At 68.8% G+C, this 21,219-nt stretch carries 21 protein-coding genes; 12 read left to right on the top strand and 9 right to left on the bottom strand.

What is annotated here, in order from left to right; translation table 11 throughout:
* Positions 1–3: 3 nt before the first annotated feature.
* On the bottom strand, positions 4–156 hold the full coding sequence (locus tag LRG07_RS07350) for a hypothetical protein (RefSeq protein WP_201167838.1): 153 nt from the start codon (positions 154–156) through the stop codon (positions 4–6).
* Positions 157–289: 133 nt separating this feature from the next.
* Here LRG07_RS07350 and LRG07_RS07345 point away from each other — a divergent pair, with 133 nt between their 5' ends.
* On the top strand, positions 290–2,416 hold the full coding sequence (locus LRG07_RS07345; protein WP_238642065.1) for a mechanosensitive ion channel domain-containing protein: 2,127 nt from the start codon (positions 290–292) through the stop codon (positions 2,414–2,416).
* Positions 2,417–2,557: 141 nt separating this feature from the next.
* Here LRG07_RS07345 and petA read toward each other — a convergent pair whose 3' ends face one another.
* Positions 2,558–3,163 (bottom strand): ubiquinol-cytochrome c reductase iron-sulfur subunit, encoded by a 606-nt coding sequence (gene petA / locus LRG07_RS07340; protein WP_201167844.1) that lies wholly within the window; start codon positions 3,161–3,163, stop codon positions 2,558–2,560.
* 240 nt (positions 3,164–3,403) lie between these two features.
* Here petA and LRG07_RS07335 point away from each other — a divergent pair, with 240 nt between their 5' ends.
* The 6 genes from LRG07_RS07335 to LRG07_RS07310 all read left to right on the top strand — a co-directional run bounded on the left by LRG07_RS07335 (position 3,404) and on the right by LRG07_RS07310 (position 10,199).
* Positions 3,404–4,303 carry a TIGR01777 family oxidoreductase gene (locus LRG07_RS07335; RefSeq protein WP_238642064.1) on the top strand — a complete coding sequence of 300 codons (900 nt, stop codon included), beginning with the start codon at positions 3,404–3,406 and terminating at the stop codon, positions 4,301–4,303.
* Positions 4,304–4,486: 183 nt separating this feature from the next.
* Positions 4,487–5,239 carry a molybdate ABC transporter substrate-binding protein gene (modA, locus tag LRG07_RS07330; RefSeq protein ID WP_238642063.1) on the top strand — a complete coding sequence of 251 codons (753 nt, stop codon included), beginning with the start codon at positions 4,487–4,489 and terminating at the stop codon, positions 5,237–5,239.
* A gap of 35 nt (positions 5,240–5,274) precedes the next feature.
* Positions 5,275–5,964 carry a molybdate ABC transporter permease subunit gene (modB, locus tag LRG07_RS07325; RefSeq protein ID WP_201167853.1) on the top strand — a complete coding sequence of 230 codons (690 nt, stop codon included), beginning with the start codon at positions 5,275–5,277 and terminating at the stop codon, positions 5,962–5,964.
* Positions 5,964–7,031, top strand: coding sequence for a molybdenum ABC transporter ATP-binding protein (gene modC / locus LRG07_RS07320; RefSeq protein WP_201167856.1), 1,068 nt, complete (start codon positions 5,964–5,966; stop codon positions 7,029–7,031). The genes modB and modC overlap by 1 nt, the downstream gene beginning before the upstream one ends.
* A 74-nt stretch (positions 7,032–7,105) precedes the next feature.
* A complete protein-coding gene (locus tag LRG07_RS07315; RefSeq protein ID WP_238642062.1) occupies positions 7,106–9,313 on the top strand; it encodes a sulfite reductase flavoprotein subunit alpha in 2,208 nt (735 codons plus the stop codon).
* Positions 9,314–9,317: 4 nt separating this feature from the next.
* The gene (locus LRG07_RS07310; RefSeq protein WP_201167862.1) at positions 9,318–10,199 is read left to right on the top strand and encodes a class I SAM-dependent methyltransferase; all 882 of its coding nucleotides are present in this window, start codon (positions 9,318–9,320) and stop codon (positions 10,197–10,199) included.
* A gap of 10 nt (positions 10,200–10,209) precedes the next feature.
* Here LRG07_RS07310 and LRG07_RS07305 read toward each other — a convergent pair whose 3' ends face one another.
* Positions 10,210–11,286, bottom strand: a complete 1,077-nt coding sequence (locus LRG07_RS07305) for a metal-dependent hydrolase (protein WP_201167865.1) — start codon at positions 11,284–11,286, stop codon at positions 10,210–10,212.
* Positions 11,287–11,379: 93 nt separating this feature from the next.
* Here LRG07_RS07305 and LRG07_RS07300 point away from each other — a divergent pair, with 93 nt between their 5' ends.
* The 4 genes from LRG07_RS07300 (at position 11,380) to LRG07_RS07285 (ending at position 15,456) form a co-directional block, all read left to right on the top strand.
* Positions 11,380–12,615 (top strand): DUF418 domain-containing protein, encoded by a 1,236-nt coding sequence (locus LRG07_RS07300; RefSeq protein ID WP_201167867.1) that lies wholly within the window; start codon positions 11,380–11,382, stop codon positions 12,613–12,615.
* A gap of 33 nt (positions 12,616–12,648) precedes the next feature.
* Positions 12,649–12,846, top strand: coding sequence for a hypothetical protein (locus LRG07_RS07295; protein WP_238642061.1), 198 nt, complete (start codon positions 12,649–12,651; stop codon positions 12,844–12,846).
* 82 nt (positions 12,847–12,928) lie between these two features.
* Entirely contained in the window at positions 12,929–14,005 is a 1,077-nt protein-coding gene (locus tag LRG07_RS07290; protein ID WP_201167871.1) for a patatin-like phospholipase family protein, read from the top strand.
* On the top strand, positions 14,005–15,456 hold the full coding sequence (locus LRG07_RS07285; protein ID WP_201243042.1) for a GntP family permease: 1,452 nt from the start codon (positions 14,005–14,007) through the stop codon (positions 15,454–15,456). Before LRG07_RS07290 ends, LRG07_RS07285 begins: the two co-directional genes overlap by 1 nt.
* A 42-nt stretch (positions 15,457–15,498) precedes the next feature.
* On the opposite strand, the gene LRG07_RS07280 is transcribed toward LRG07_RS07285, so the two are convergent.
* From LRG07_RS07280 to LRG07_RS07265, 4 genes are all read right to left on the bottom strand, one after another.
* The gene (locus tag LRG07_RS07280; protein ID WP_201243041.1) at positions 15,499–16,335 is read right to left on the bottom strand and encodes a hypothetical protein; all 837 of its coding nucleotides are present in this window, start codon (positions 16,333–16,335) and stop codon (positions 15,499–15,501) included.
* A 128-nt stretch (positions 16,336–16,463) separates the two neighbouring features.
* The gene (locus tag LRG07_RS07275) at positions 16,464–16,628 is read right to left on the bottom strand and encodes a hypothetical protein (RefSeq protein WP_201243040.1); all 165 of its coding nucleotides are present in this window, start codon (positions 16,626–16,628) and stop codon (positions 16,464–16,466) included.
* A 131-nt stretch (positions 16,629–16,759) separates the two neighbouring features.
* Entirely contained in the window at positions 16,760–17,434 is a 675-nt protein-coding gene (locus LRG07_RS07270; protein WP_201167876.1) for a DUF2064 domain-containing protein, read from the bottom strand.
* Positions 17,431–18,168, bottom strand: a complete 738-nt coding sequence (locus LRG07_RS07265) for a hypothetical protein (protein ID WP_238642060.1) — start codon at positions 18,166–18,168, stop codon at positions 17,431–17,433. Before LRG07_RS07265 ends, LRG07_RS07270 begins: the two co-directional genes overlap by 4 nt.
* A gap of 93 nt (positions 18,169–18,261) precedes the next feature.
* Here LRG07_RS07265 and LRG07_RS07260 point away from each other — a divergent pair, with 93 nt between their 5' ends.
* Complete coding sequence (locus LRG07_RS07260; RefSeq protein WP_238642059.1) at positions 18,262–18,978, top strand: TVP38/TMEM64 family protein; 717 nt, start codon at positions 18,262–18,264, stop codon at positions 18,976–18,978.
* Between the two features lie 174 nt (positions 18,979–19,152).
* Here LRG07_RS07260 and LRG07_RS07255 read toward each other — a convergent pair whose 3' ends face one another.
* A complete protein-coding gene (locus LRG07_RS07255; RefSeq protein ID WP_238642058.1) occupies positions 19,153–20,148 on the bottom strand; it encodes a radical SAM protein in 996 nt (331 codons plus the stop codon).
* Positions 20,149–20,208: 60 nt separating this feature from the next.
* Positions 20,209–20,976, bottom strand: coding sequence for a S9 family peptidase (locus tag LRG07_RS07250; protein WP_238642057.1), 768 nt, complete (start codon positions 20,974–20,976; stop codon positions 20,209–20,211).
* Between the last annotated feature and the right edge of the window lie 243 nt (positions 20,977–21,219).

Raw genomic sequence — 21,219 nt, 5'->3', positions numbered from 1 at the left:
CGACTACTTCAAAACGCGGCGCAGCGCCCGCCCGGCAGCCTTACCGGTATCGTAGCCACTGACCCGGCGACCGCCACGCTCACGCCGGACCTGCTCCGCACTGCGCGCCAGGCGCGCCGCCCGCAACGCCCAGGGCACCACTCTGAGCCAGTTCACGGTGGTCTCCTCCCTTTCGGACTCCAGATCAAGTTTAATCGATCGGCGCCCCCGCCTGAAGGCCAGGGACATGGCCACCGCCACGGCTCAACCGTTACGCTTGACGGCATCCATCCGGAAAAGGAGATCCCGCGTGTCCACACGAACCCCGCTTGCCTGGCTGATCGGCGCCCTCGCCACCCTACTCCCCGCTCGCCTTCTGGCCGAGACCCCGGCAGAGTCTCCGGCACGCAGCGTTGCCGAGCTCACTCAGGGGGCCGCTCAGACCATCGGGCAGGAGCTTCGCGAGATCGGGGAACTGTTCCGGGATATCGAGGGCGAGGCCATCGGCCCGCGGCTCTGGGCGCTGGCCCTGGAACTGGCCGACCTGGGCCTGATCATTGTCGTCACCATCGGCCTGCTCCTCGTGCTGCGCCCCCTGGCACGCCCCGTGTTCAACCGCGCCGAGGGCTGGGCCCAGCGCGGCGACGCGCGCCTGCGCACGGTGCGGCGCACCGTCGGCGTGCTCGGCGCCGCCGCGGCCGACCTGGCGACCATCTTCCTGGCCTGGATCGCCGGGTACGCCATCGCCCTCTCGCTGGTCGGCGAGGTGGGCGGCATCGAGGCGCGGGAATCCCTGTTCCTGAATGCGTTCCTGATGGTCGAGGGCTTCAAGGCCCTGCTGCGCATTCTGTTCGCACCGCGCAACCCCCACCTGCGGCTGATCGCCACCGACGATGAGCACGCCACCTACTGGGGCAAGCGGCTGGCCCGCATGTCCGGACTGATCGGTTACGGCCTGCTGTTCATCGGTCCCTTCGTCACCATGGCCGTTGCCGAGGGGCTGGGACAGCTGGCGGTGCTCCTTGTCATGGTGCTCGCCTTCGGCTATGCGGTGGTGATCGCCCTGCGCAACCGGCACGACGTGCGCGAGCGGCTCCAGGCCAGCGCCGCCGAGTCCAGGGTGCTGTTCACCCGGACCATCCTCTCGTCGCTGGCCTGGGTCTGGCACTGGGTCGTAATCCTTTACTTCGGCGCGCTCGCCGTAGTCACCATCACCCAGCCGGATGCCGCTCTGGCCTTCATGGCCCAGGCGACCCTGCAGACGGCACTGGCCATCGGCATCGGGGCCTTCCTGGCCATTGTCCTGACCCAGGCCACGGCCCGGCGTATCCGGCTTAGCGAACGCAACCGGCGCCACTTCCCACTGCTCGAGCAGCGCCTGAATAGCTACCTGCCCATCGTGCTGAAAATCGCACGGACCGCCATCCTGATCGTGGTCATCGCCACCGTGCTCGATGCCTGGCAGCTGTTCGACTTCACCGGCTGGCTCGCTTCCGAGGGCGGCCTGCAGACCCTCGGGGTGATCCTCTCGGTTACCCTGGTCCTGCTCGCCGCCACGGCGGTCTGGCTGCTGGCGGCCAGCTTCATCGAGCACCGCCTGAATCCGGACGTGGGCCACGGCACCCCCTCGGCGCGGGAGCAGACGCTGCTCACCCTGTTCCGCAACGCCATCGCCATCGTCCTGGTCACCATGACGACGATGATCGTCCTCGCCGAGATCGGGATTAACATCGGCCCGCTGATCGCCGGTGCCGGTGTCCTCGGCCTCGCCATCGGCTTTGGCGCGCAGAAGCTGGTTCAGGACATCATCACCGGCGTGTTCATCCAGCTCGAGAACGCCATCGACGTCGGCGATATCGTCACCGCCGGCGGGGTCACAGGCACGGTGGAGAAGCTCACCATTCGCTCGGTGAACATCCGCGACCTGTTCGGGACCTACCACTTCATCCCGTTCTCTTCAGTGGACAGCGTCTCGAACTTCACCCGCCACTTCGCCTACCACGTCGGCAGCTATGGGGTGGCCTACCGAGAGGATGTCGACCAGGTCACCCCGGTGCTCGAGGCCGCCTACGAAGACCTCAAACAGCATCCGGATCCCGACATCCGCAATGCCCTCTACGGCGACTTCGCGGTAGACGGGGTGGTCTCGCTGGGCGACAGCTCGGTCAATATCCGGGTGCGCATCAAGACGGCACCGGGGATGCAATGGGCCATCGGCCGGGCCTACAACGGGCTGGTCAAGAAGCGCCTGGATGCCGCCGGCATCGAGATCCCCTTCCCGCACCGGACCCTCTACTTCGGGGAGGACCACCAGGGGCAGGCCCCGCCCCTGCGCCTTGCGCGCGCGGGGGCAACGTCCCCCAACCATGCCGCCGGCGCTACTCCGACGGCACCAACCGCCAGCGACCGCGTCCACCACGACCCCACGGACGATTAGGGCTGTGGGGCACCGGGCGCCGGTGCCCCACCCGATACCGCACCCATGAAAAAACCCGCCCCCGAGCTTCGGGGGCGGGTTTTTTTATACAGTCCTGGACGGCTGCGAAGCCGGAAGAGCGCGCGCCGCGCCAGAACCGAGCTACGCGTCGGCGTCCTCGGGATGCTCGCCAATGACCAGCTTGTCACCATCCTGCCGGTGCGGCGGCACCTCCAGGTTCCTCGGCGCAGGCTGCGCCCGATACACCCGGCCAGCCATATCGTAGCGCGCGCCGTGGCAGGGGCAGAAAAACCCGCCGAGCCAGTCGGCGTCGAAGTCCATCGGCTCGATCTCGGGGTAGTACGTGGGGATGCAGCCCAGGTGGGTGCAGATCGGCACCACGACAAAGACCTCGGGGTCCACGGACCGGTGCTTGTTCCGGGCGTAATCCGGCTGCTGATCCCGCTCGGAGTCCGGGTCGCGCAGGCGGTCCACCATTTTATCCAGCGTCTCAAGGTGCTCCTGAGTACGGCTGACCACCCAGATCGGGCTGCCCTTCCACTCAAACTCCAAGCGCTGCCCGGGCTCGAGCTTGCTCACATCGACCTCGATGGGCGCACCCTCCGCCTGCGCCTCCACGCTGGGGCGGAGAAAGCCGATGAACGGGACCGCGGCGAAGACCACGCCGACGCCACCGACCACGCTCGCCGCGCCGGTCAGGAACCGCCGTCGCCCACGATCCAGATCATCCGGTGCCTCGTTCGTCATGTAGACCCCCTGTTGCTACTTAATCCATTCATGCAACGGTATCGCCGGTTACGGCATAACGTAAAGGTTGCGGCGTGGAATGCAAGGCGCGGCCCTGAACCAGCCTGCGGCATTTTACCGCACACGCACTGGCGCGGGGCAGCCACCGCCTGCAACACCGCACCACCGGGCTTGCCTGCCTCCACCGTCGCGGTAGGCTGGACAATACTATACGCAGGAATTTCCACACGGGAGGGTGTCATGCGAATTCTGATCACCGGCGGCAGCGGCTTCGTCGGCAAGCCGTTGTGCGCTCGCCTCCACGAGCGCGGCCACGAGCTGCTGGTCGTCTCGCGCAACCCGGAGCGCGCACGCGCTGCCCTGCCAGCACGGACCGACATCCGCCCGAACGTGGCCGATTTCCTCGACAGCCAGCCCGAGGCGATCATCAACCTCGCTGGCGAGTCGATTGCCGAGGGACGCTGGACCGAGGCCAAGAAGCAGCGCCTGCTCGACTCCCGACTGAACACCACCCAGGCTGTGGTCGATCTGTGCGGCCAGCTCGATACACCACCCAAGACCCTGATCTCCGCTTCCGCGATGGGGTATTACGGCGATCAGGGCGACCGAGAGGTCACGGAGGAGACCCCGCCGAACCCCGAGTTCGTTCACGAGCTCTGCGCCCGCTGGGAAGAGGCGGCACGGCAGGCCGAATCCCATGGCGTCCGCGTGGCGCTGATGCGGATCGGACTGGTGCTGGACCGCGACGGCGGCACCCTCGCCAAGCTGCTCACGCCCTTCCGGCTGGGCCTCGGTGGGCCGTTGGGCAGCGGCAAGCAGTACATGCCGTGGATCCACCGCACCGATCTGGTGCGCATCATCCTCTTTCTGCTCGATCAGGAGGCACTCGCAGGCCCGTTCAACGCAAGCGCCCCGGAACCGGTGACCAACGCCGAATTCACCCGGACACTGGCGCGCCACCTGCATCGCCCGGCCTTCCTGCCCGCTCCGGCTCCAGCCCTGCGTCTGGCCTTCGGCGAGATGTCCCGGATCCTGCTCACCGGCGCCCGCATGCGCCCCCAACGCCTTCAGGAGGCCGGTTTCACCTTCGAGTATCCGACCCTGGATGAAGCCCTGAGCGAGATCCTCCGCAGCCGCTGACGAGCGCACCCCGCCCCCCGGGGGGGGGGGGGGGGGGGGGGGGCCCCCCCCCCCCCCCCCCCCCCCCGCGCCCCCCCCGGGGGATATGGCCCGTTCCTTGCTAGACCTCCCGTGAAAACCCCGACCAGCGAGGTGTGCATGCCGCTCCCGTCGCCCCGGAACCGCGCGCCCCGCAGCCGCGGCATGGCGGCCCTGGCACTGACCAGTCTCGCCAGCGCCCTGCTCTTCGCCTGCGCGGCCATCGCCGACACCACCCGCATCGCCGCTGCATCGAGTCTGCGTCACGCCATGGAAGACCTCGTGGCGAGCTTTCAGGAGCAACACCCGGAACATCAATTGGCCGTCTCCTACGGATCCTCCGGGTCGCTGCGTGCCCAAATCGCCCATGGGGCCCCTTTTGCCGCGTTCTTCGCGGCCGACATGGAGCGCCCGGAAGCACTCGTCGATTCCGGCCACGCCGCATCCGGGGTGCGCCACTACGCCAGTGGCCAACTGGTCCTCTGGACCCGCTCCAGGGCCGAACCCCCGGAGCTGGAAGAGCTAACGGAATCGGCATTCCGGCGCATCGCCATCGCCCACCCTGAACACGCCCCCTACGGCGCGCGCGCGCTGGAGGCACTGCAGGCCGAGGGCATTCACGAGGCGGTGGCGGATCGACTGGTGACCGGCAACAGCGTCGCCCGCGCCTTGCAACAGGCCCAGAGCGGTGCCGCGCAGGCTGCCCTGATCCCGCTCTCGCTGGCGACACACCCGAGCGTCGACGAGCAGGGGGTATACACACCGATCGATCCGGATCTGCACGCACCGCTCAGGCACGGATGCATCATCACCCGGCACGGGTCCGGGGACGAGGCGATGGCGCGCTTCGCGGCTTTCATGGACAGCGACGGCGCCCGCACCATCCTCGAAGAGCACGGTTTCCGGCCGCCGGAATAACCCACCGCGCGGCGCTTAGGGACGGATCGACAAGCATGCTCTGGATCAGCAACGCCGACTGGGTCGCCCTGCAGCTGACCCTGAAACTGGCCTCCATCAGCACCGGCCTGCTCCTCCTGCTCTGTCTGCCCCTGGCCTGGTGGCTGGCGCGCAGCGACTCCCGCGCCCGCGTCGTCGTCGAGGCGCTGGTGGCGATGCCCCTGGTCCTGCCTCCGACGGTCATCGGCTTCTACCTGCTGATCTTCCTTGGTCCGGAAGGCTGGCTCGGCGGGTTGCTGGAGCAGCTTGGCATCGGCCACCTGGCCTTCACCTTCACCGGCATGGTGATCGGCTCGATGATCTACTCCCTGCCCTTCGCGGTACAGCCCATGCAAAACGCCTTCCAGGCCATGGGTGAGCGCCCCCTGGAGGTGGCCGCCACGTTGCGGGCCTCGCCACTGGATCGTTTCTTCACGGTGGTCATTCCCCTGGCCCGCAACGGTTTCCTGACCGCCGCGGTGCTCGCCTTCGCGCACACCCTAGGCGAGTTCGGCGTTCTGCTGATGATCGGCGGAAGCATTGCCGGGGAGACGGAGGTGGCCTCGATCGCCATCTACAACCACGTCGAGGCCATGGACTACGCCGCGGCCCACGGCCTGTCGCTGTTCCTGCTTTTGATGGCCTTTTCGCTGCTTCTCGCGGTCTACTTCCTTAACCGCCGCTTCAAGGTCGTGGGGGTCGCCTGATGGGCATCCAAGCCTCATTCCGGGTCGACCGCAGCGATTTCCGCCTCGAGGCCGATCTGGTTCTCCCCGGAACCGGCGTGACCACCCTGTTCGGCCGCTCGGGGTCAGGCAAGACCACCCTGCTACGCTGCCTGGCCGGGCTGGAGCGGGTACGGCGTGGCCGCCTGGTCGTCAACGGCAGCATCTGGCAAGACGAACATAGTTTCCTGCCGGTTCACCGCAGACCGCTCGGCTACGTGTTTCAGGAACCGAGCCTCTTCCCCCACCTGAACGTGCGCGGCAACCTGCTCTACGGGCGACGGCGGACACCCGCCGGCGGCCGCCGGGACGACCTCGACGAGATCACCGAGCTGCTCGGCCTCGCCGGGTTGCTCGAACGCCCCCCGGGTTCGCTATCCGGCGGTCAGCGCCAACGGGTCGCCATCGGACGCGCACTGCTGGCCGCCCCCAGGCTCCTGCTCATGGACGAACCCCTGGCCTCGCTGGACACCGCCACCAGGGCCGAGATCCTGCCCTACTTCGAGCGCCTGCACCGCCACCTGCGCATCCCGATTGTCTACGTCACTCATGCCCTCGACGAGGCCGCTCGCCTGGCCGACCACATGGTTTTACTCGAATCCGGCGAGGTCCGTGCCGAAGGCCCGCTCCAGACGCTGCTGACGCAGACCGATCTGCCGCTGGCCCAGAGCGAGCACGCATCGGCGGTCCTGGAGCTGCCCGTCGCCCGGCACCACCCCGCCGATCACCTGACCGAGCTTGACGCCGGTGATGCACCGCTGTACCTGCCGCGGCTGGACGCCGCCATTGGCGAGCCGGTCCGTGTGCGTGTCCACGCCAGGGACGTCAGCATTGCCCGCACGCCACCGACCGGGGTGAGTCTGCTCAACCGTCTCCCGGCGCGCATCACGGCGATCGCCGATGACCCCACCCCGAGCCACGCTCTGGTGCGCCTGGAGGTGGCGGGCCAGCCGCTGCTCGCCCGCATCACCCGGCGTTCCTCCGCCGAGCTGGGGCTGGCTCCGGGGGTGCCCATACACGCCATGGTCAAAGGGGTGGCCCTGCGCTGAACTTGCACCGCACCGGTCGACCACCATACTTGGCGCAGGATCTCAGCCCCACGCCACCCGCAGGAAGCCCGACCATGCCCGCCAGCCTTCGACGGCTGCTGCTTTGCTTGCACCGCTGGATCACCCTCGCCCTTGCGCCCCTGTTCCTGGTGATCATCGTCAGCGGCGGTCTGCTGGCGCTTGAACCCGTCGTCCGGGATCTGGCCTCGGGGCCCGAGGCGGAGGATCCGATCCCGGTGTCCGAGCTACAGGCGTTCCTTGCCGAGGTGGATCCGCAGCAGCGCATCCGCACGCTGAGGCTCGAGCGCGGCGGGACCGCCGTGCTCGAATTCAGTCGCGCGGGTGAGCGCTGGCATGAGGCCTTCGACCTCGAGCAGCGCAGTTCCCTCGGCGAGCGCGACTACGCCACCACCTTCTTCCAGACCGTGCGCCACCTGCACAAGGATCTTCTGCTCGATCTGGACTGGGTGGTCGAGCTGGCCAGCTACGCGCTGTTGGTGGTGCTGATCGTCGGACCGTGGCTGGCCTGGCCGCGACTGCGCCACACCCTGACCCAGTGGCACACGGGGGTTGGTTGGCTGACTCTGCCACTGCTGCTGCTCGTATCCGTCACCGCAGGCATGATGGCCCTGGAACTGGGTACGCCGCGACTGCCACCGATCGACCGGGACGCCGGCCGCCTGGCGATTGGTCCAGTCCTACAACAGCTCGAGGCCGCGGAGATCTCCCATATCCAGGCCATGGAACGCTTCGAGCGGGCGGCCTGGGCGGTGACCACCGACGGTGATGGCGGGCCGCAGCAGCTGATCGTCACTGCCGAGGGGATCACCCCGGCCGGCGCCTACCCGGGGTGGATCGCCGAGCTGCACCAGGGCACCTGGGCGGGCGCTTGGTCGGGACTGATCAATCTCCTGACGGCGCTGGTGCTGCTATTCCTGTTTGTCACGGGCATCTGGCTCTGGACTCGACGCCGGCTGGGCGGGCGCCGCCGGGGGGATGCCGGAGCCGACCTGCTCATCGCCCACGCCAGTCAGACCGGCACGGCAGCTCACCTGGCCCGGGAGACAGCGCGCGCACTGCGCCTCGGCGGCGCCCGGATCGAAGAGGCTTCGCTGTCGGCCTTGGACCCCAAGGCGCTTGAGGCCTATCGATACACGCTACTCATCGCCTCGACCTGCGGTGAAGGTGACATGCCAGACCCAGGGCGGGCCTTCGTCGCCGCCCTGGACCGTGCGCAGCTGCCCCGCACGCGGTTCGCCCTGCTTGCCCTGGGGGACTCCAGCTACCGACACTTCTGCGCCGCCGGAGAAACCCTGCGTGCGGGACTGCGCCGCGCCGGGGCCGAAGAGGTACTGCCCATGGCCCGCGCCGACGGCGCACCCGAGGCCACCTGGCGAATCTGGCTCGGCGAAGTGGCCGAATTGCTTGGCGTGGAGGCCGGCGCGACCGGGCCAATCCCAAGCGATCAACCCGTCCATCTGACCCTGCGCGAACGCCGGCAGCTCAACGATCCCGAGGATCCGATCACCCAGGAGGTATGGGGGCTGACCCTGGAGAGCGATACCCCGCTGGCTTACCGGCCCGGAGATCTCCTGCTCGTGCGTCCTGGCGAGGGCGAGCCGGCCCGCCCCTACTCCATCGGCAGCACCCCCCTCGACGACCCGCACCGCCTTGAGCTTACCGTCGCCGTGACCAGCCGCACCGACGCCGACGGGCACGTCCGCCCGGGCAAGGCATCCAGCCTCCTGGCGAGGCGCCTGCAGCTCGGCGACACGATCACCGCCTCACTGCGCACCCACCGCCACCTGCAGCCGCCGGATGACCCGCAGCAACCGATGATCCTGATTGCCGCCGGCTGCGGCATTGCGCCGTTCGTCGGCTTCATCGCCGAGCGCGCCGCCCGGGCCGATCGCGGTCCGATCTGGCTGATCTTCGGCAATCGGCGTCGGCAGGGCGATTTCTTTCACGCCGAGCGCCTGCTTCAATGGCGCGAACAGGGGGTGCTGACACGGCTCGATCTGGCGTTCTCCCGTGATCCCAATGACGGCGGCTACGTTCAGGACCGGATCAGCGAGGCGGGAGCGACAATCGTCGACTGGATGCTTAACCGGGATGCCCGTATTTACGCCTGCGGACGGCGCAGCACCATCGGTACCGCAGTGCCGCTAGCGCTGACCGAAGCGCTGCGCCGGTACGCGGATCCGGACCGCCGGGAACCGGCCGAGTCCTTGGTACGGCGCTGGCAGACCGAAGGCCGACTGCGTCTCGACGTGATCGACTGACCCCATGGAACAGCGCCCCTTCACCAGCCGAACCGCGGAGACCGCCGCCGCACTGCGCGTCTGGCACACCCGCCTCGACGATCCCCCGGCGATCTTCGACGATCGGGCGGTCCTCCCCCTACTCAGCAGCGGGATCCGTCGACTGGTCCAGCCACCCCCCCCGCTGCTGGCCATGCAGTGGCGGGCGCTGGAAAGCGCCCACCCGGAACTCGCCGCCCTGCGCGGCCAGACGGTCACGCGGGCGCGCTTCGCCGAGGACGCCCTGGACGCCGCCCTGGAGAAAGGTCACCGGCAGATCGTGCTACTCGGCGCCGGGCTGGACACCACCGCCCTCCGCCGCCCGGATATCCTCGCGCAGGCGCAACTGCTGGAAGTGGACCAGCCCGCCACGCAGTGGTGGAAGCGCTCGCTCCTGCCCGCCGAGGTGGCCAACCGGATGCGCTTCGCAGCGGTGGACTTTGCCCGCGATCGCCTGGCTGAGCGCCTCATGGATGCCGGAATCGATCCCGATACCCCCCTTTTCGCCAATTGGCTGGGCTGCACCTACTACCTGCCCCGGACGGCCATCGGCACCACGCTTCAGGGCCTGGCGGAGGTCGCCGCCCCGGGTAGCGAATTGATCGCCGACTACTGGCTGCCCTCGGAGAACGTGGCCTGGCGTCCGCGCATGCTCTTGCACGGCGTAGCGCTGGCACTGCACACGCAGCAGGAACCCCTGCGCGGCCTGCTGCCGGCGGAGACCATGCACCGGCTGGCCACAGACGCCGGCTGGCAGATCGCCGAAGAGCTGGATGCCCCGGCACTCCAGGCACGTTGGCTGGCCGGCCGGCGTGACTCGCTCTCGGTCCCGGCATTCGCCCGCTGCCTGCGCCTGGTGCGCAGCTGACCCCGGGGCGTTACCGCCGCTCGCGCAGCAACGGCTCGAGCTCCTCCACCGCCCGCTCCCAGTAGTCCACATCGGCCCGATACCAATCCCCCTCCGGCGTCCGGCAGCTGGCGTACTGGAACGGGGGCGGCACCTGGGCGATCCGAAAGCGCAGGTCGGCAAAAATGGCGCAGGCATCGCCCTCGTAATCGACCACCTTGCGCAGATACGGCAGCGCGGCGAAGCGCCGGAACTCGGCAAATTCCGGGCGCCACCAGGCCACCTCGGCGAATTCGCGCCAGCCACCGTCGCCGAAACGCGGCAGAGGCTCCCACTCCAGCGCATGCGGCGGCCGAAATGTCTGCCAGTGCCGAGCCAGCAGGCCGGCGTCCTCATCCACCGGTCGCTCCTGCGCCCGGAACCCGAGGTGAGCCGACCAGTAGGCGTCGTCGCCCTCGATGAACAACCGCCAGTTCAGCGGCGACAGCGGCTGTGCCATGGCGTGCACCCGGGCCCCGTGCATGCCCCGTTCCCGCGCCTCATCCCGGGCGTATTCGAGCGCGTGCACCTTGGCCACCGACTGAACCGCGATCACCCCACCGGCAGCGGCAAGCCCGACCGCCGCCCACAAACGCCCGCCGTAGCGCCAGGTCAGCAGCAGGCCGAGCAGCAGCGAGCCGGTGACCCAAGGATCCAGGATGAAAGTCACCGGGAAGGCAAAGGTCTCCCGCGAAAAGGGTGCCAGGAGCTGGGTCCCGTAGTTGGTGATCCAGTCGCCGAAGATATGGATGCCGATACCCAGGGCGAAGATAACCGCACCATCGCGCCAGTCCCGCTGCTCGGGCCACAGACGCGCCGTCACCCAGCCCAGCACGATCGCCCAGAGGGGGAGCATCAGCAGCGAGTGGGTCTCGCCCCGGTGGAGGTTGTAGTAGACCAGCGAGTCGGCGATTACCAGCCCCAGGAACCAGTCCACATCCGGGAACAGACCCGCAACAGCGCCAAGCCAGGTGCGTTCGCGCAAGGAGAAACGCGGCGCAGCGCAGCATCGCGGCGCCACCAATCGGTTGAGCAGGGCGCCACTGGCCGCATGGGTGACGGGATCCATCCCGACAAGGTGCCAGCACGCCGATTTCAAACACAAATGGATGCTTTATCCTGTCGGTCCAATGCACCACCGGGGGGCATACCGCAAGGGCCTATGGGCACCGGACAACGCCTGGAAAGTCTCGACACCGTCCGTGGGGCGGCGGTGCTGGGCATCCTGGTCATCAACATCCAGCTCTTCGCCATGCCGGTGGCCGGGCTGCTGAGTCCGACCCTGCTTGGCGGCTTCGAGGGTTGGGATTACGCCGTCTGGGCTGTCGGCCACGTCTTCTTTGAAGGCAAGTTCATCGCCCTGTTCGCCGCCCTGTTCGGCGCCGGCACCGTTTTGCTCGCCGAGCGCCACCGCGCCGCCGGCATCAACCCGTGGATCGTCCACCGCCGGCGCATGCTCGCCCTGGCTGCCATCGGGCTGGCCCATGGGATCCTTCTGTGGATGGGCGATATCCTGCTCATCTACGCCGTCATGGGCCTGCTCGCTTTCCTGTTCATCGATCGCACACCCCGCGCGCTCATGGCCTGGGGCGTCACCCTCTATACCCTGCCCATACTCCTGACCATGGCCGCCGGCTGGGGGCTGACCCTGCTGCCCACCGCCGGGTTCATCAAGCTGGCCTCTGCTTCGCCGTCGGTCCACGAGGAGATCACCGCGGCCATCGAGGCCTACCAGGGCGGGTGGCTGACCCAGATGGAGCAGCGCCTGCCCGAAGCCTTCACCCGCTATCTGATCGGCACCCCAGCGCGCCTTGGCTGGCTGACCCTCGGCTGCATGCTGATCGGCATGGCGGCCTACAGGAGCGGGTTCCTGACCGGCGCCTGGAGCCAGCAGGCCTATGCACGCATCGCACGATACGGCCTGGGGATCGGTGTGCCGCTGAGCATCCTCGGGATCGCCTACCGCGAGTGGCGCGACTGGGAGCTGCTCAGCGGCTTCTTCTTCAGCACCCAGCTTAACCAGTTGGCCGTACCCCTGATCGCCGCCGGTTGGGCCGCGCTGATCATCCTGGCCTGCCAGCGTGGCTGGCTTGGCTTCCTGCACGGGCCGATCACCGCCGTTGGGCGAACGGCCCTGAGCAGTTACCTGCTGCAGTCCCTGCTGTGTACCCTGATCTTCTACGGCCACGGACTGGGGCTCTACGGCGAGGTCGACCGCCCGGCTCAACTGCTGGTGGTTCTCGGCCTTTGGGGGATCCTGCTGATCGCAGCCCCCCTATGGCTGCGGATGTTCCGCATGGGACCGGCCGAGTGGCTCCTCCGCCAGGCTACGCGGATACCCGGACCCGTACCAATGCTGCCGCCCGTCCGCCGGCCGCGGCGCCCCGGGGCCGGCTGAGAACACCCGCATCCCGCAAACCGGAGGTGGACCATGAAGGTAACCATCGAAGTGGACCTGACCCCGCAGGAGGCCCAGGAGTTGATGGCCGGCTCGGCGGAGTCGGCCCTGGCCTTCCAGCAGCAGTTCCTCGAGGCGGTCTCCCAGGAGGTGGCCCGCCAGCTGACCCGGCAGTGGGAGCATTGGCCCCGGCCATCATGGGCCCAGACGCCGGAGAGCGGCAGGGAATAGCACCGGGGCCCGGGCGTCCGGGCGGAAAGCGCGCGACACAGCGTCCATACTGAAGGCCGTGGACTTGATCAGGGAGGGTCCCATGGCCACGCAGACCCCGAAACGCATCGACCTGGCGCTTCAGGGCGGCGGCGCCCACGGCGCGCTGACCTGGGGCGTGCTTGAGCGCATCCTCGAAGATGAGCGCCTAGAGATCGACAGCATCAGCGGGACCAGCGCCGGAGCCATGAACGCCGCGGTCGTCGCCGACGGGCTGCAGCGCGGCGGCCGTGAACAGGCCCGAGCGGGGCTACACCGATTCTGGTCGTCGGTGAGCGAGGCTGCCCGTTTCTCACCGATCCAGCGCAGCCCCTGGGACCGTCTCCTCGGCAACTACAGCCTGGACTACTCCCCAGGCTACCTGTTCTTTGAAAACCTCACCCAGCTCCTCCACCCGGCCCAGCTCAATCCCTTCGGGATCAACCCGCTGCGCGACCTGATCGCCACTCAGGTCGATTTCGACCAGGTCAACGCCTGCCGCAAGGTCAAGGTGTACGTCACCGCCACCCACGTGCGCACCGGCCGGGCCCACATCTTCCGCCAGCCGCACCTGTCGGCGGATGCGGTGATGGCCTCGGCCTGCCTGCCCTTCATGTTTAACGCCGTCACCATCGACGGCGAGGCGTACTGGGATGGCGGCTACAGCGGCAACCCCGCCCTCTACCCGCTGGTCGATGACCCGAGCTGCCAGGACCTGATCGTTGTGCAGATCAACCCCATGGCCCGCCAGCAGCTGCCCACTACCGCCCGGGAGGTGCTCAACCGGATCAACGAGATCACCTTTAACTCGGCGCTGATCAAGGAGCTGCGCTCGATTCATCTGCTTCACCAGTTGATCGAGGCCGAGGATCTCCAGCTCGAGCGCTACCGCGCCATGCGCCTGCACCTGATCCACGCCGAGCACGAGGTCGAAGCGCTGAGTGCCTCAAGCAAGCTCAATGCCGAGTGGCCCTTCCTCACGCGCCTGCGTGATCAGGGCTACGGCTGGGCGGATGCCTGGCTGGACCAACACTTCGATGACCTGGGCGTGCGCTCGACCTTCGACCTGGACGAGCTCTTCGCCGACGCCTTTCGGCCGGTACACCCCGAGGAGGAACCCCGCATCGAGGGCACCCGCTGATGATCGAAATCGCGGCCATCCTGATCGCGCTGGTGCTGCTGATCTATCTCGCCTACCGCGGCATCACGCTGCTGATCCTGGCCCCTGCCCTGGCGGCCCTGGTCACCCTCGCCTCGGTGGAGACACCGCTGCTAGCCAGCTACACCCAGGTCTTCATGGGGGCAGCGGCCGATTTCATCATGAAGTACTTCCCGCTGTTCCTGCTCGGGGCGATCTTCGGCAAGCTCATGGAGGATACCGGCAGCGCCGAGGTGCTGGCGCGCGCCATCATCCGCGGGCTGGGCGAGACCCGGGCGGTCCTTGCGGTGGTGCTCTCCTGCGCGATCATGACCTACGGCGGCGTCTCGTTGTTCGTGGTGGCCTTCGCCGTCTACCCCATCGCCGCCTCGCTGTTTCGCCAGGCGCAGATCCCCAAGCGGCTGATCCCCGGCACCATCGCCTTGGGCGCCTTCACCTTCACCATGACCGCCCTGCCCGGTACGCCGGCCATCCAGAACGCCATCCCCATGCCGTACTTCGGCACCTCACCCTTCGCTGCCCCGGGTCTGGGCATCCTCACGGGCATCGTCATGCTGGTCCTCGGGCAGCTGTGGCTGAGCCACCGAGTGCGCCAGGCCCGAGCCGCCGGCGAGGGATACGGACAACACGACGACGCTGCCCCGCAGCTCGACCCCACGCTGCGCGAGCGGGCGGCCGGCGAGGGCTTCGACCTGAACGAGGTCCCGCCCTCGGCCACCCCGGCCCGCCAGCCGCCGCTGGCGCTCGCCATCCTGCCCATCGTGCTGGTCATCGGCCTGAACCTGCTCTTCACCAGCCTGGTCATCCCGGCCATGGAGACCGGCTACCTGGCCGAGCCCCGCTTCGGGGCGACCACCATCGACGCCCTGCGCGGCGTCTGGTCGATCACCGGCGCACTGGTGATCGCCATCCTGGTGCTCATCCTCACCAACCTCAGCCGGCTACGGGCACTGACCGCCACCCTCGATAGTGGCGCCAACGCCTCGCTGCTGCCCATCTTCAATACCGCCAGCCTGGTGGGCTTCGGCACGGTCATCGCCTCACTGGCCGCCTTCGAGACGATCAGCGGCTGGGTGACCGCCATCGGCGGCGACAACCCGCTGATCTCACTGGCCGTCGCCGTCAACGTCCTCGCCGGCATGACCGGCTCCGCCTCCGGCGGAATGAGCATCGCGCTGGCCACACTCGGTGACAGCTATCTGGCCATGGGCCAGGCGGCGGGGATCTCACCGGAGCTGATGCACCGCGTCACCGCAGTGGCCACCGGAGGGCTCGACGCCCTGCCCCACAACGGCGCGGTGATTACGCTGCTCTCCATCTGCGGACTGACCCACCGCCAGGCCTACCTAGACATCGCCGTAGTGGCGATGCTGGTTCCCCTGATCGCGCTGGTCTTCCTCATCACGGTGGGTTCGATTTTTGGCACCTTTTAGACGCCCTGTACGGCACCCCGGCAACGCCGGGCCAAGAGGCGATCAGCGCCGCGCCACCCGTGGTCCCTGATCGCCGCCGCCAGAACCAAGCCGATGCTCGCCGTCGGCCTTTTCCGCCTTGCGCTCCTGCAGGCGCTGGTACCAGAGGGTATCGCGGTGGCTGTCCACCTCGAGCTGCTGTCGCAGCTGCTCGACCAGTTGGCTGGTGTCTTCGGACAGGGTCCCGTAGCGCTCCTGCCACTGCTCCAGGGCCTCCCGAAAACGGCCGTAAGCCTCCAGCGGGTCACTGGGGCGCTCGGCCGTATGCTCATCCACCCGCTCGGCCTGGGCGCGTGCGCTCGCAGTCAGCGCCCCGCCACTCTGCCGATCGGCGTAATCGACCAACAGCGCCGCCTCGCGCCGACGCAGGGGACGCCCCTGCTCGACCACCCGTTCGCGGTAGATGCGACACGGCCGGCTGTGGAGACACGCCTCGCGCACCCCGAGCAGATCCTGCGCCCGATCGGCCAGCTCGTCACGCTCTGCCTCCAGCCGACGCAGCTCCTGCCCCCGGCCCAGGGTCCACGCGGCAAAGATCAGACCACCGGCCAGCACGCCCAGGGCCAACACGCCCCAGGCGAGCAGGGGCACACCGGGTGGCGCCAGCCAGGCAGCCAGGGTCACGCCCAGCAACAACAGGGGGACCGCAATCAATGCCCAGCGAGCCTGGCGCTCCAGGGCCTGGTGCTCCGGCTCGCGGTCCGAGGCCAGACGGCGGAAGGTATCCAGCAGCGAGCGGTCGCGCACGCCGGCCAGAAAGCGGTTCATATCATGGAGTTCGGGCGGGGTTGCCCGCTCGATGAGCCCGTCGTGGAAGAGCTGCGGCGATTTGCGAGACACCCGGACCTCCACAGAATGGCCCGCGTCAGGGTGCGTGGACGGGCAATGGCGGGTTAGGGACAGACAAGCTGTCACCCCCACGGCCGGGCGGCGCGCTGCCGCCCGGCCGTGGGCTTCACGCGGATCGCCTACCCCGCGGAACGCGGCTCGCCGGCCGCCTCGTCCCGCTGGGCCTCGGCCTGCTCCGCGGCACGCTGCTCCTCCACGGCGCCCTCGTCCTCACGAACCTCGTCGGTGCGCCGATTGACCTCACGGACGTGATTTCGCTGCGCGTTCACCATGCATCCGAACATCGATGACCTCCCTTTGCTGGCTGCACGTCACAGGGCCTAGATGAGCACAACTGAATCGGCATTTCAAACCCGGCCGGGTCTCCGGATTATGGGTCTTCCTGTGGTGCGTGGCAGCGAGCGTGGCGGCCGGCCTAGGGCTCCAGGCCTGATGCCGCCGCGGCCGCAAGCACCTCGGCGAGAGCGCTCTGCGCGGGGGTCGGGCTGTCCAGTCCACCCAACTCGCGTGCGACGCTGACAAGATCCGCGGCCTCGTCGAGATCGGTCAGGGGGCGCAGGGTCAGCCAGCTCCCCTGCTCCGCCATGACCTCCCGGAACACGGCCAGCGTGCGGGGGTGGCTGTAGGGGACCGCCCGCCATCGCTGCCCGGGTAGTGTCCGGTTGCTCCCGAACAGCCAGAACCCGCCGTCGCGGGCCGGGCCAATCACGATACGGGCGTCCTCCGCCTCGAGCCACGATGCAGCGCGGGCGAGATCCTCCGGCGAGACCTGCGGCGCATCGGCCCCGAGCAGGATACCGCGGCCGTGCTTGCGGACCAGGGTGTCGTGGACCCGACCCATGCGCTCACCGAGCTCCCCCTCACCCTGCGCCAGGGCGGGCAGGCCGGGCCAAAAGCCCCCGGCGACGGCGACGGGCTCGGCGAGGGCCCAGTAGACCGGGCCCAGAGCCGCACTCTGGGCCGCCTCGGCCACCGCCCCGGCACAACGAAGATAGAGCCGCTCGGCCTCCAGGCGGCCCAGGCCAGCGGCCAGGCGCGTCTTGACCGCCGAGCAGCCGGGCGTCTTGACGAAGAGGGCGATCGCCGTCATCGGGTGTAGGGTCGCTCGCGCCAGGAGCGCCAGGCGATCCGCGCGGCCGAGGCGGCATGGCCGGCCGTGGTGCGGAGCCAGCCGCGCTGGCGGTAGCGGCGCGCGCTGGTGTGGACGACACAGCCGATGGGCCGGCACGGCAGCCCGGCCCGGCGGGCCCGGATGACCAGGTCGAGATCCTCACCGCGCTCGATGTCCTCGCGGAACCCACCCAGGGCCCTGAAGCGCTCATGCGGCAGCAGGAGCCCCTGATCCCCGTAGGGGAGCCCGAGGACCCGGGAGCGGAGGTTGGCGCCCACGGCATTGAGATGGACCGGCCAGGGCCCATCCTCCCGGAACCGGAGCCAGCCGTAGCCCAGCGCATCGCCCCCGCCGATCAAGGCGCGCACCCGCTCCAGGGCCCCAGCCGCGGGATGGCTGTCCACGTGCATGAACCAGAGCCAGGCGCCGCGCGCCGCCCGGGCGCCGCGATTGCTCTGCACCGCCCGGCCGGCGCCGGACTCGACCACCCGGCCCGGAGCCCCGGGCGGGACCCGCCCAAGGTCCGTCACCGACAGGATCACCTCGGCCTCGAGCGCGGCTTCCGTCAGCCACGCGAGCTCCGCGATACGCGGCTCATCCCCGGGGCCGACCGGAACGACGATGGAGCAGTCGGTCCCCCGCGGCCCGCCAAGACCCGCTTCGGGTCGGCCGCCCCTTTCCTGGTCATCCCCCGCAGCCGTCTCTCGATCCATACCGCGAGCCTAGCATCGATCCGGCTCGGCCGTACGACCGCCCGCAGCGCTGCAAGCTGGACCGTTCAGCCCCTCGCCCAAAGGCGATCTGCCATGGCGCGCAGAGTCGACCCGGGCGATACTCGATCCATGGCATCCGATCCGTGGCGTACCGGACTCGCGCTTCTGGGGCTACTGCTCGGCCTAGCCATCCTCGGGGGCTGGACTTGGCAGGTCGGTGCGGCCGTGGGCTGGCAGCCCTCCGGACTTGCCGAGCAGTTGGCGGCACAGCCGCTGCAGAGCGCCTTGCTCCTCATGGCCATGATGACCGCCGTGGTCGTGCTCCCGTTGCCAACCATCCCCATAACCGTGGCCTCCGGGCTGCTCTTCGGCCCCCTGCTGGGCGCGGCTATCGCCGTAGCCGGCGCGCTGGCAGGCGCGGCCGTCGCCTTCGGGCTGGCCCGGTGGCTGGGGGAGGGGCTGCGCGCGACCCGGCTGGGCCGACCCATCCCCTACCCGCTTTGCAGGGACTGCGGAGACCGCGCGATGTTCCTGGCCGTCCTGGTCTCGCGCCTCATCCCGGTCGTCTCCTTCGCCTTGCTGAGCTACGCGGCAGGCCTGACCGCTATGCGCCTGGGCCCTTTCCTGCTGGCCACGGGCGTGGGCATGCTGCCGATGACCCTGGTCTACACCAGCCTGGGCGCCATCGTGCGCGTCGATCCGGCCTGGTTCATCGCGGGCACCGTGGCGGCCTTGGGCATCCTGCTCCTCCTGCCCCGATGGGTCGAGCGGCGTAACCCCTGGAATATCAAGCGGTACCTGTCCCGATAGAGCCGGGCCGTGCCGCCATCCCCCGCGCGAGCAAGGCTGAGCACGGTTCACCCCGAGGTACGTCTCCCATCCATAGGGTCGATTGCCGCCAGCGACCGTATCCTGGCGGGGAGGGGCCGGGGCCGTAGGCGACCCCGGCGCTTCGACTGGCCGGCAGCCTGGGAGGCGTCTCCGTCAGCCACTGCAGCTGGCACCCCCGAGAACGCAGAACTGAGCACAATGGGGATGGTTGAGCGGCACCTCGGTGAAGCTCCCCACCAGGCTGGAGCCGAGCTCGAAGGCCGGCTCGTAAGGCAGTAGCGTGCACGGCACCACCACCGGCTGCGATGCCCCCTTGCGCTTGATCACCATGCGGGAGCTCGCGCACATCATCTCGTCGGGACTACGCCCGACCTTCTCCCAGCAGCCCTCCGAGATCTCCGGGACATCCCGGCTGGCATCCATCTCCGGGAACAGCACCAGGCGCTCGGGGTCGTGGGCATCGAGCGTGATCCCATGGGCGTCGAACAGGGCCTGGTAGCCCTCGCGCAGGGTCGCTTCCGCCTCCCCGGAGGTCTGCCGGCCGGCCACATCCACCCGGAAGCCGCTCTCCGAGAGCCACCGCAGACCGCGGACCATGGGCTCCCACGATCTCGGCCCGCGCTCGGCCTCGTGCAGATCCTGCCGATAGTGATCGACGGATACGCGCACCGTCAGCTGCTGCCCGTAGCGCTCCCCGATCGTCTGCAGGCGCTCATGGACCTTCATCATCGGCCTCATGGCGTTGGTCAGCACCAGCGCCTCGTAGCCGCGACCGAGCGTATCCTCCAGGATGGGGATCATGTCCGGATTCATGAACGGCTCCCCGCCGGTGAAGGCGATGGTCCGGGTGCCGAGGCCCTCGCGCGCGATCTCGTCCAGGTATCCGGCCACCTCACTGGCGCTGAGGTAGACCAGGGCATCATTGCGCGGGGAGGACTCGATGTAGCAGTTGCGGCAGGCGAGGTTGCACAGGGTCCCGGTGCAGAACCAGAGCGTCTCCAGGCGCTGCAGGCGGACCGAGGCGCGGGGCTGGCCATCGGCCGTGAACGCCGGGTCGCGGAACTTGCGGGGATCGATCAGGTATCGATCCGCCCCTGAGCCCTCCTCACCCTTGGCTTGCTGCGGCGGCGCCTCCTCCTCATGGCTCATGGCGAGCTCCTCCTCATCGTGGTCACGAAGCCCTGAAACGGGTGCTCCGCTGGCCGGGCCTCATCCGGGCTCGGTGATGTAGCGCGCCGCCCAGGCGGCGATGACGGTGGCGGCGTACCGGGCGTCCGCGGCTCGGGTCAGAAGATGGTCGGCATCATCAAGAGAGATATAGCTCTTCGGGTGCTTCGCGGTCTCGAAAATCCGCCGCGCGTGATCGACGGGCACCACCTCGTCGAGGGGGGCGTGCATGACCAGCAGCGGTCGGCGCAGATCCGCGATCCGGCTCGCCTGATCGTGCCCGACGGTCTCCTCGATGAACGATCGCCCGACCCGGAACGGGCGCCCCCCGAGCGTCACCTCGGCCTCACCGGCGGCCTCGATCTGGGCGCGCTTCTCCCCGAGGTGCTCGAGCACATGATCGGCCTCGAACGGCGCGGCGATCGAGCACACGGCCCGGCATTCCGGGATGTCGCCGGCCGCGGCGATCGCCGCCGCGCCCCCGAGGCTGTGGCCGACCAGGATCCTCACCGGCCACCCGGCATCGCGCATGAATTGCGCCGCCGCGAGCACGTCGGCCACATCGGAGCGGAAACCGGCATGGCCGAACACCCCCTCACTGCCACCGAGCCCAGTAAAGTCGAAGCGCAGGGTCGCGATCCCCTGCTCGGCCAGCGCGCCCGCCAGCCACGAGGCCGCCTTGATGTCCTTGCCGCAGGTGAAGCAGTGGGCGAACAGGGCATGGGCCCGCGGCGCCCCCTCCGGCTCGTCGAGCCTTGCCGAGAGCGTGTGCCCCTGAGCGCCGGGGAAGTCCAGTCGTTGCGTGCGCATCCCGTCCCTACCTGTACCGTCCGTATTAAAACACCACTATAACGCCCTTGGTGCCCCACGACTCGGGCCGGACCTGCCCAGCTGTCGTTCTACCCAAACGCCCTCACCGTCACATCACACGGGCGCCGGGGCGGTGTTTGACACGAACGGCCCGCGCGCCTATTTTCTACAATTAAATGGATTTCTTTGCATGCATCTTTAGAGCCGAGGAGGCCTGCAATGACCGATCTCGAGACCGACGTC

It is taken from the genome of Halorhodospira sp. 9622, assembly GCF_022228025.1.
GTDB classification, from domain to species: Bacteria; Pseudomonadota; Gammaproteobacteria; order Nitrococcales; family Halorhodospiraceae; genus Halorhodospira; species Halorhodospira halophila_A.
Note: the sequence above shows the minus strand (reverse complement) of the source record. Positions and strands in the feature narration are given on the sequence as shown.

Excerpts from the sequence above, each read along its gene's own strand:
- LRG07_RS07275 (WP_201243040.1), bottom strand. The coding sequence starts at position 16,628 with ATGTTCGGATGCATGGTGAACGCGCAGCGAAATCACGTCCGTGAGGTC.
- petA (WP_201167844.1), bottom strand. The coding sequence starts at position 3,163 with ATGACGAACGAGGCACCGGATGATCTGGATCGTGGGCGACGGCGGTTC.
- modB (WP_201167853.1), top strand. The coding sequence starts at position 5,275 with ATGCTCTGGATCAGCAACGCCGACTGGGTCGCCCTGCAGCTGACCCTG.
- LRG07_RS07270 (WP_201167876.1), bottom strand. The coding sequence starts at position 17,434 with ATGACGGCGATCGCCCTCTTCGTCAAGACGCCCGGCTGCTCGGCGGTC.
- LRG07_RS07265 (WP_238642060.1), bottom strand. The coding sequence starts at position 18,168 with ATGGATCGAGAGACGGCTGCGGGGGATGACCAGGAAAGGGGCGGCCGA.
- LRG07_RS07335 (WP_238642064.1), top strand. The coding sequence starts at position 3,404 with ATGCGAATTCTGATCACCGGCGGCAGCGGCTTCGTCGGCAAGCCGTTG.
- modA (WP_238642063.1), top strand. The coding sequence starts at position 4,487 with ATGGCGGCCCTGGCACTGACCAGTCTCGCCAGCGCCCTGCTCTTCGCC.
- LRG07_RS07255 (WP_238642058.1), bottom strand. The coding sequence starts at position 20,148 with ATGAGCCATGAGGAGGAGGCGCCGCCGCAGCAAGCCAAGGGTGAGGAG.
- LRG07_RS07260 (WP_238642059.1), top strand. The coding sequence starts at position 18,262 with ATGGCGCGCAGAGTCGACCCGGGCGATACTCGATCCATGGCATCCGAT.
- LRG07_RS07315 (WP_238642062.1), top strand. The coding sequence starts at position 7,106 with ATGCCCGCCAGCCTTCGACGGCTGCTGCTTTGCTTGCACCGCTGGATC.
- LRG07_RS07290 (WP_201167871.1), top strand. The coding sequence starts at position 12,929 with ATGGCCACGCAGACCCCGAAACGCATCGACCTGGCGCTTCAGGGCGGC.
- LRG07_RS07295 (WP_238642061.1), top strand. The coding sequence starts at position 12,649 with ATGAAGGTAACCATCGAAGTGGACCTGACCCCGCAGGAGGCCCAGGAG.
- LRG07_RS07305 (WP_201167865.1), bottom strand. The coding sequence starts at position 11,286 with ATGGATCCCGTCACCCATGCGGCCAGTGGCGCCCTGCTCAACCGATTG.
- LRG07_RS07250 (WP_238642057.1), bottom strand. The coding sequence starts at position 20,976 with ATGCGCACGCAACGACTGGACTTCCCCGGCGCTCAGGGGCACACGCTC.
- LRG07_RS07285 (WP_201243042.1), top strand. The coding sequence starts at position 14,005 with ATGATCGAAATCGCGGCCATCCTGATCGCGCTGGTGCTGCTGATCTAT.
- LRG07_RS07310 (WP_201167862.1), top strand. The coding sequence starts at position 9,318 with ATGGAACAGCGCCCCTTCACCAGCCGAACCGCGGAGACCGCCGCCGCA.
- modC (WP_201167856.1), top strand. The coding sequence starts at position 5,964 with ATGGGCATCCAAGCCTCATTCCGGGTCGACCGCAGCGATTTCCGCCTC.
- LRG07_RS07300 (WP_201167867.1), top strand. The coding sequence starts at position 11,380 with ATGGGCACCGGACAACGCCTGGAAAGTCTCGACACCGTCCGTGGGGCG.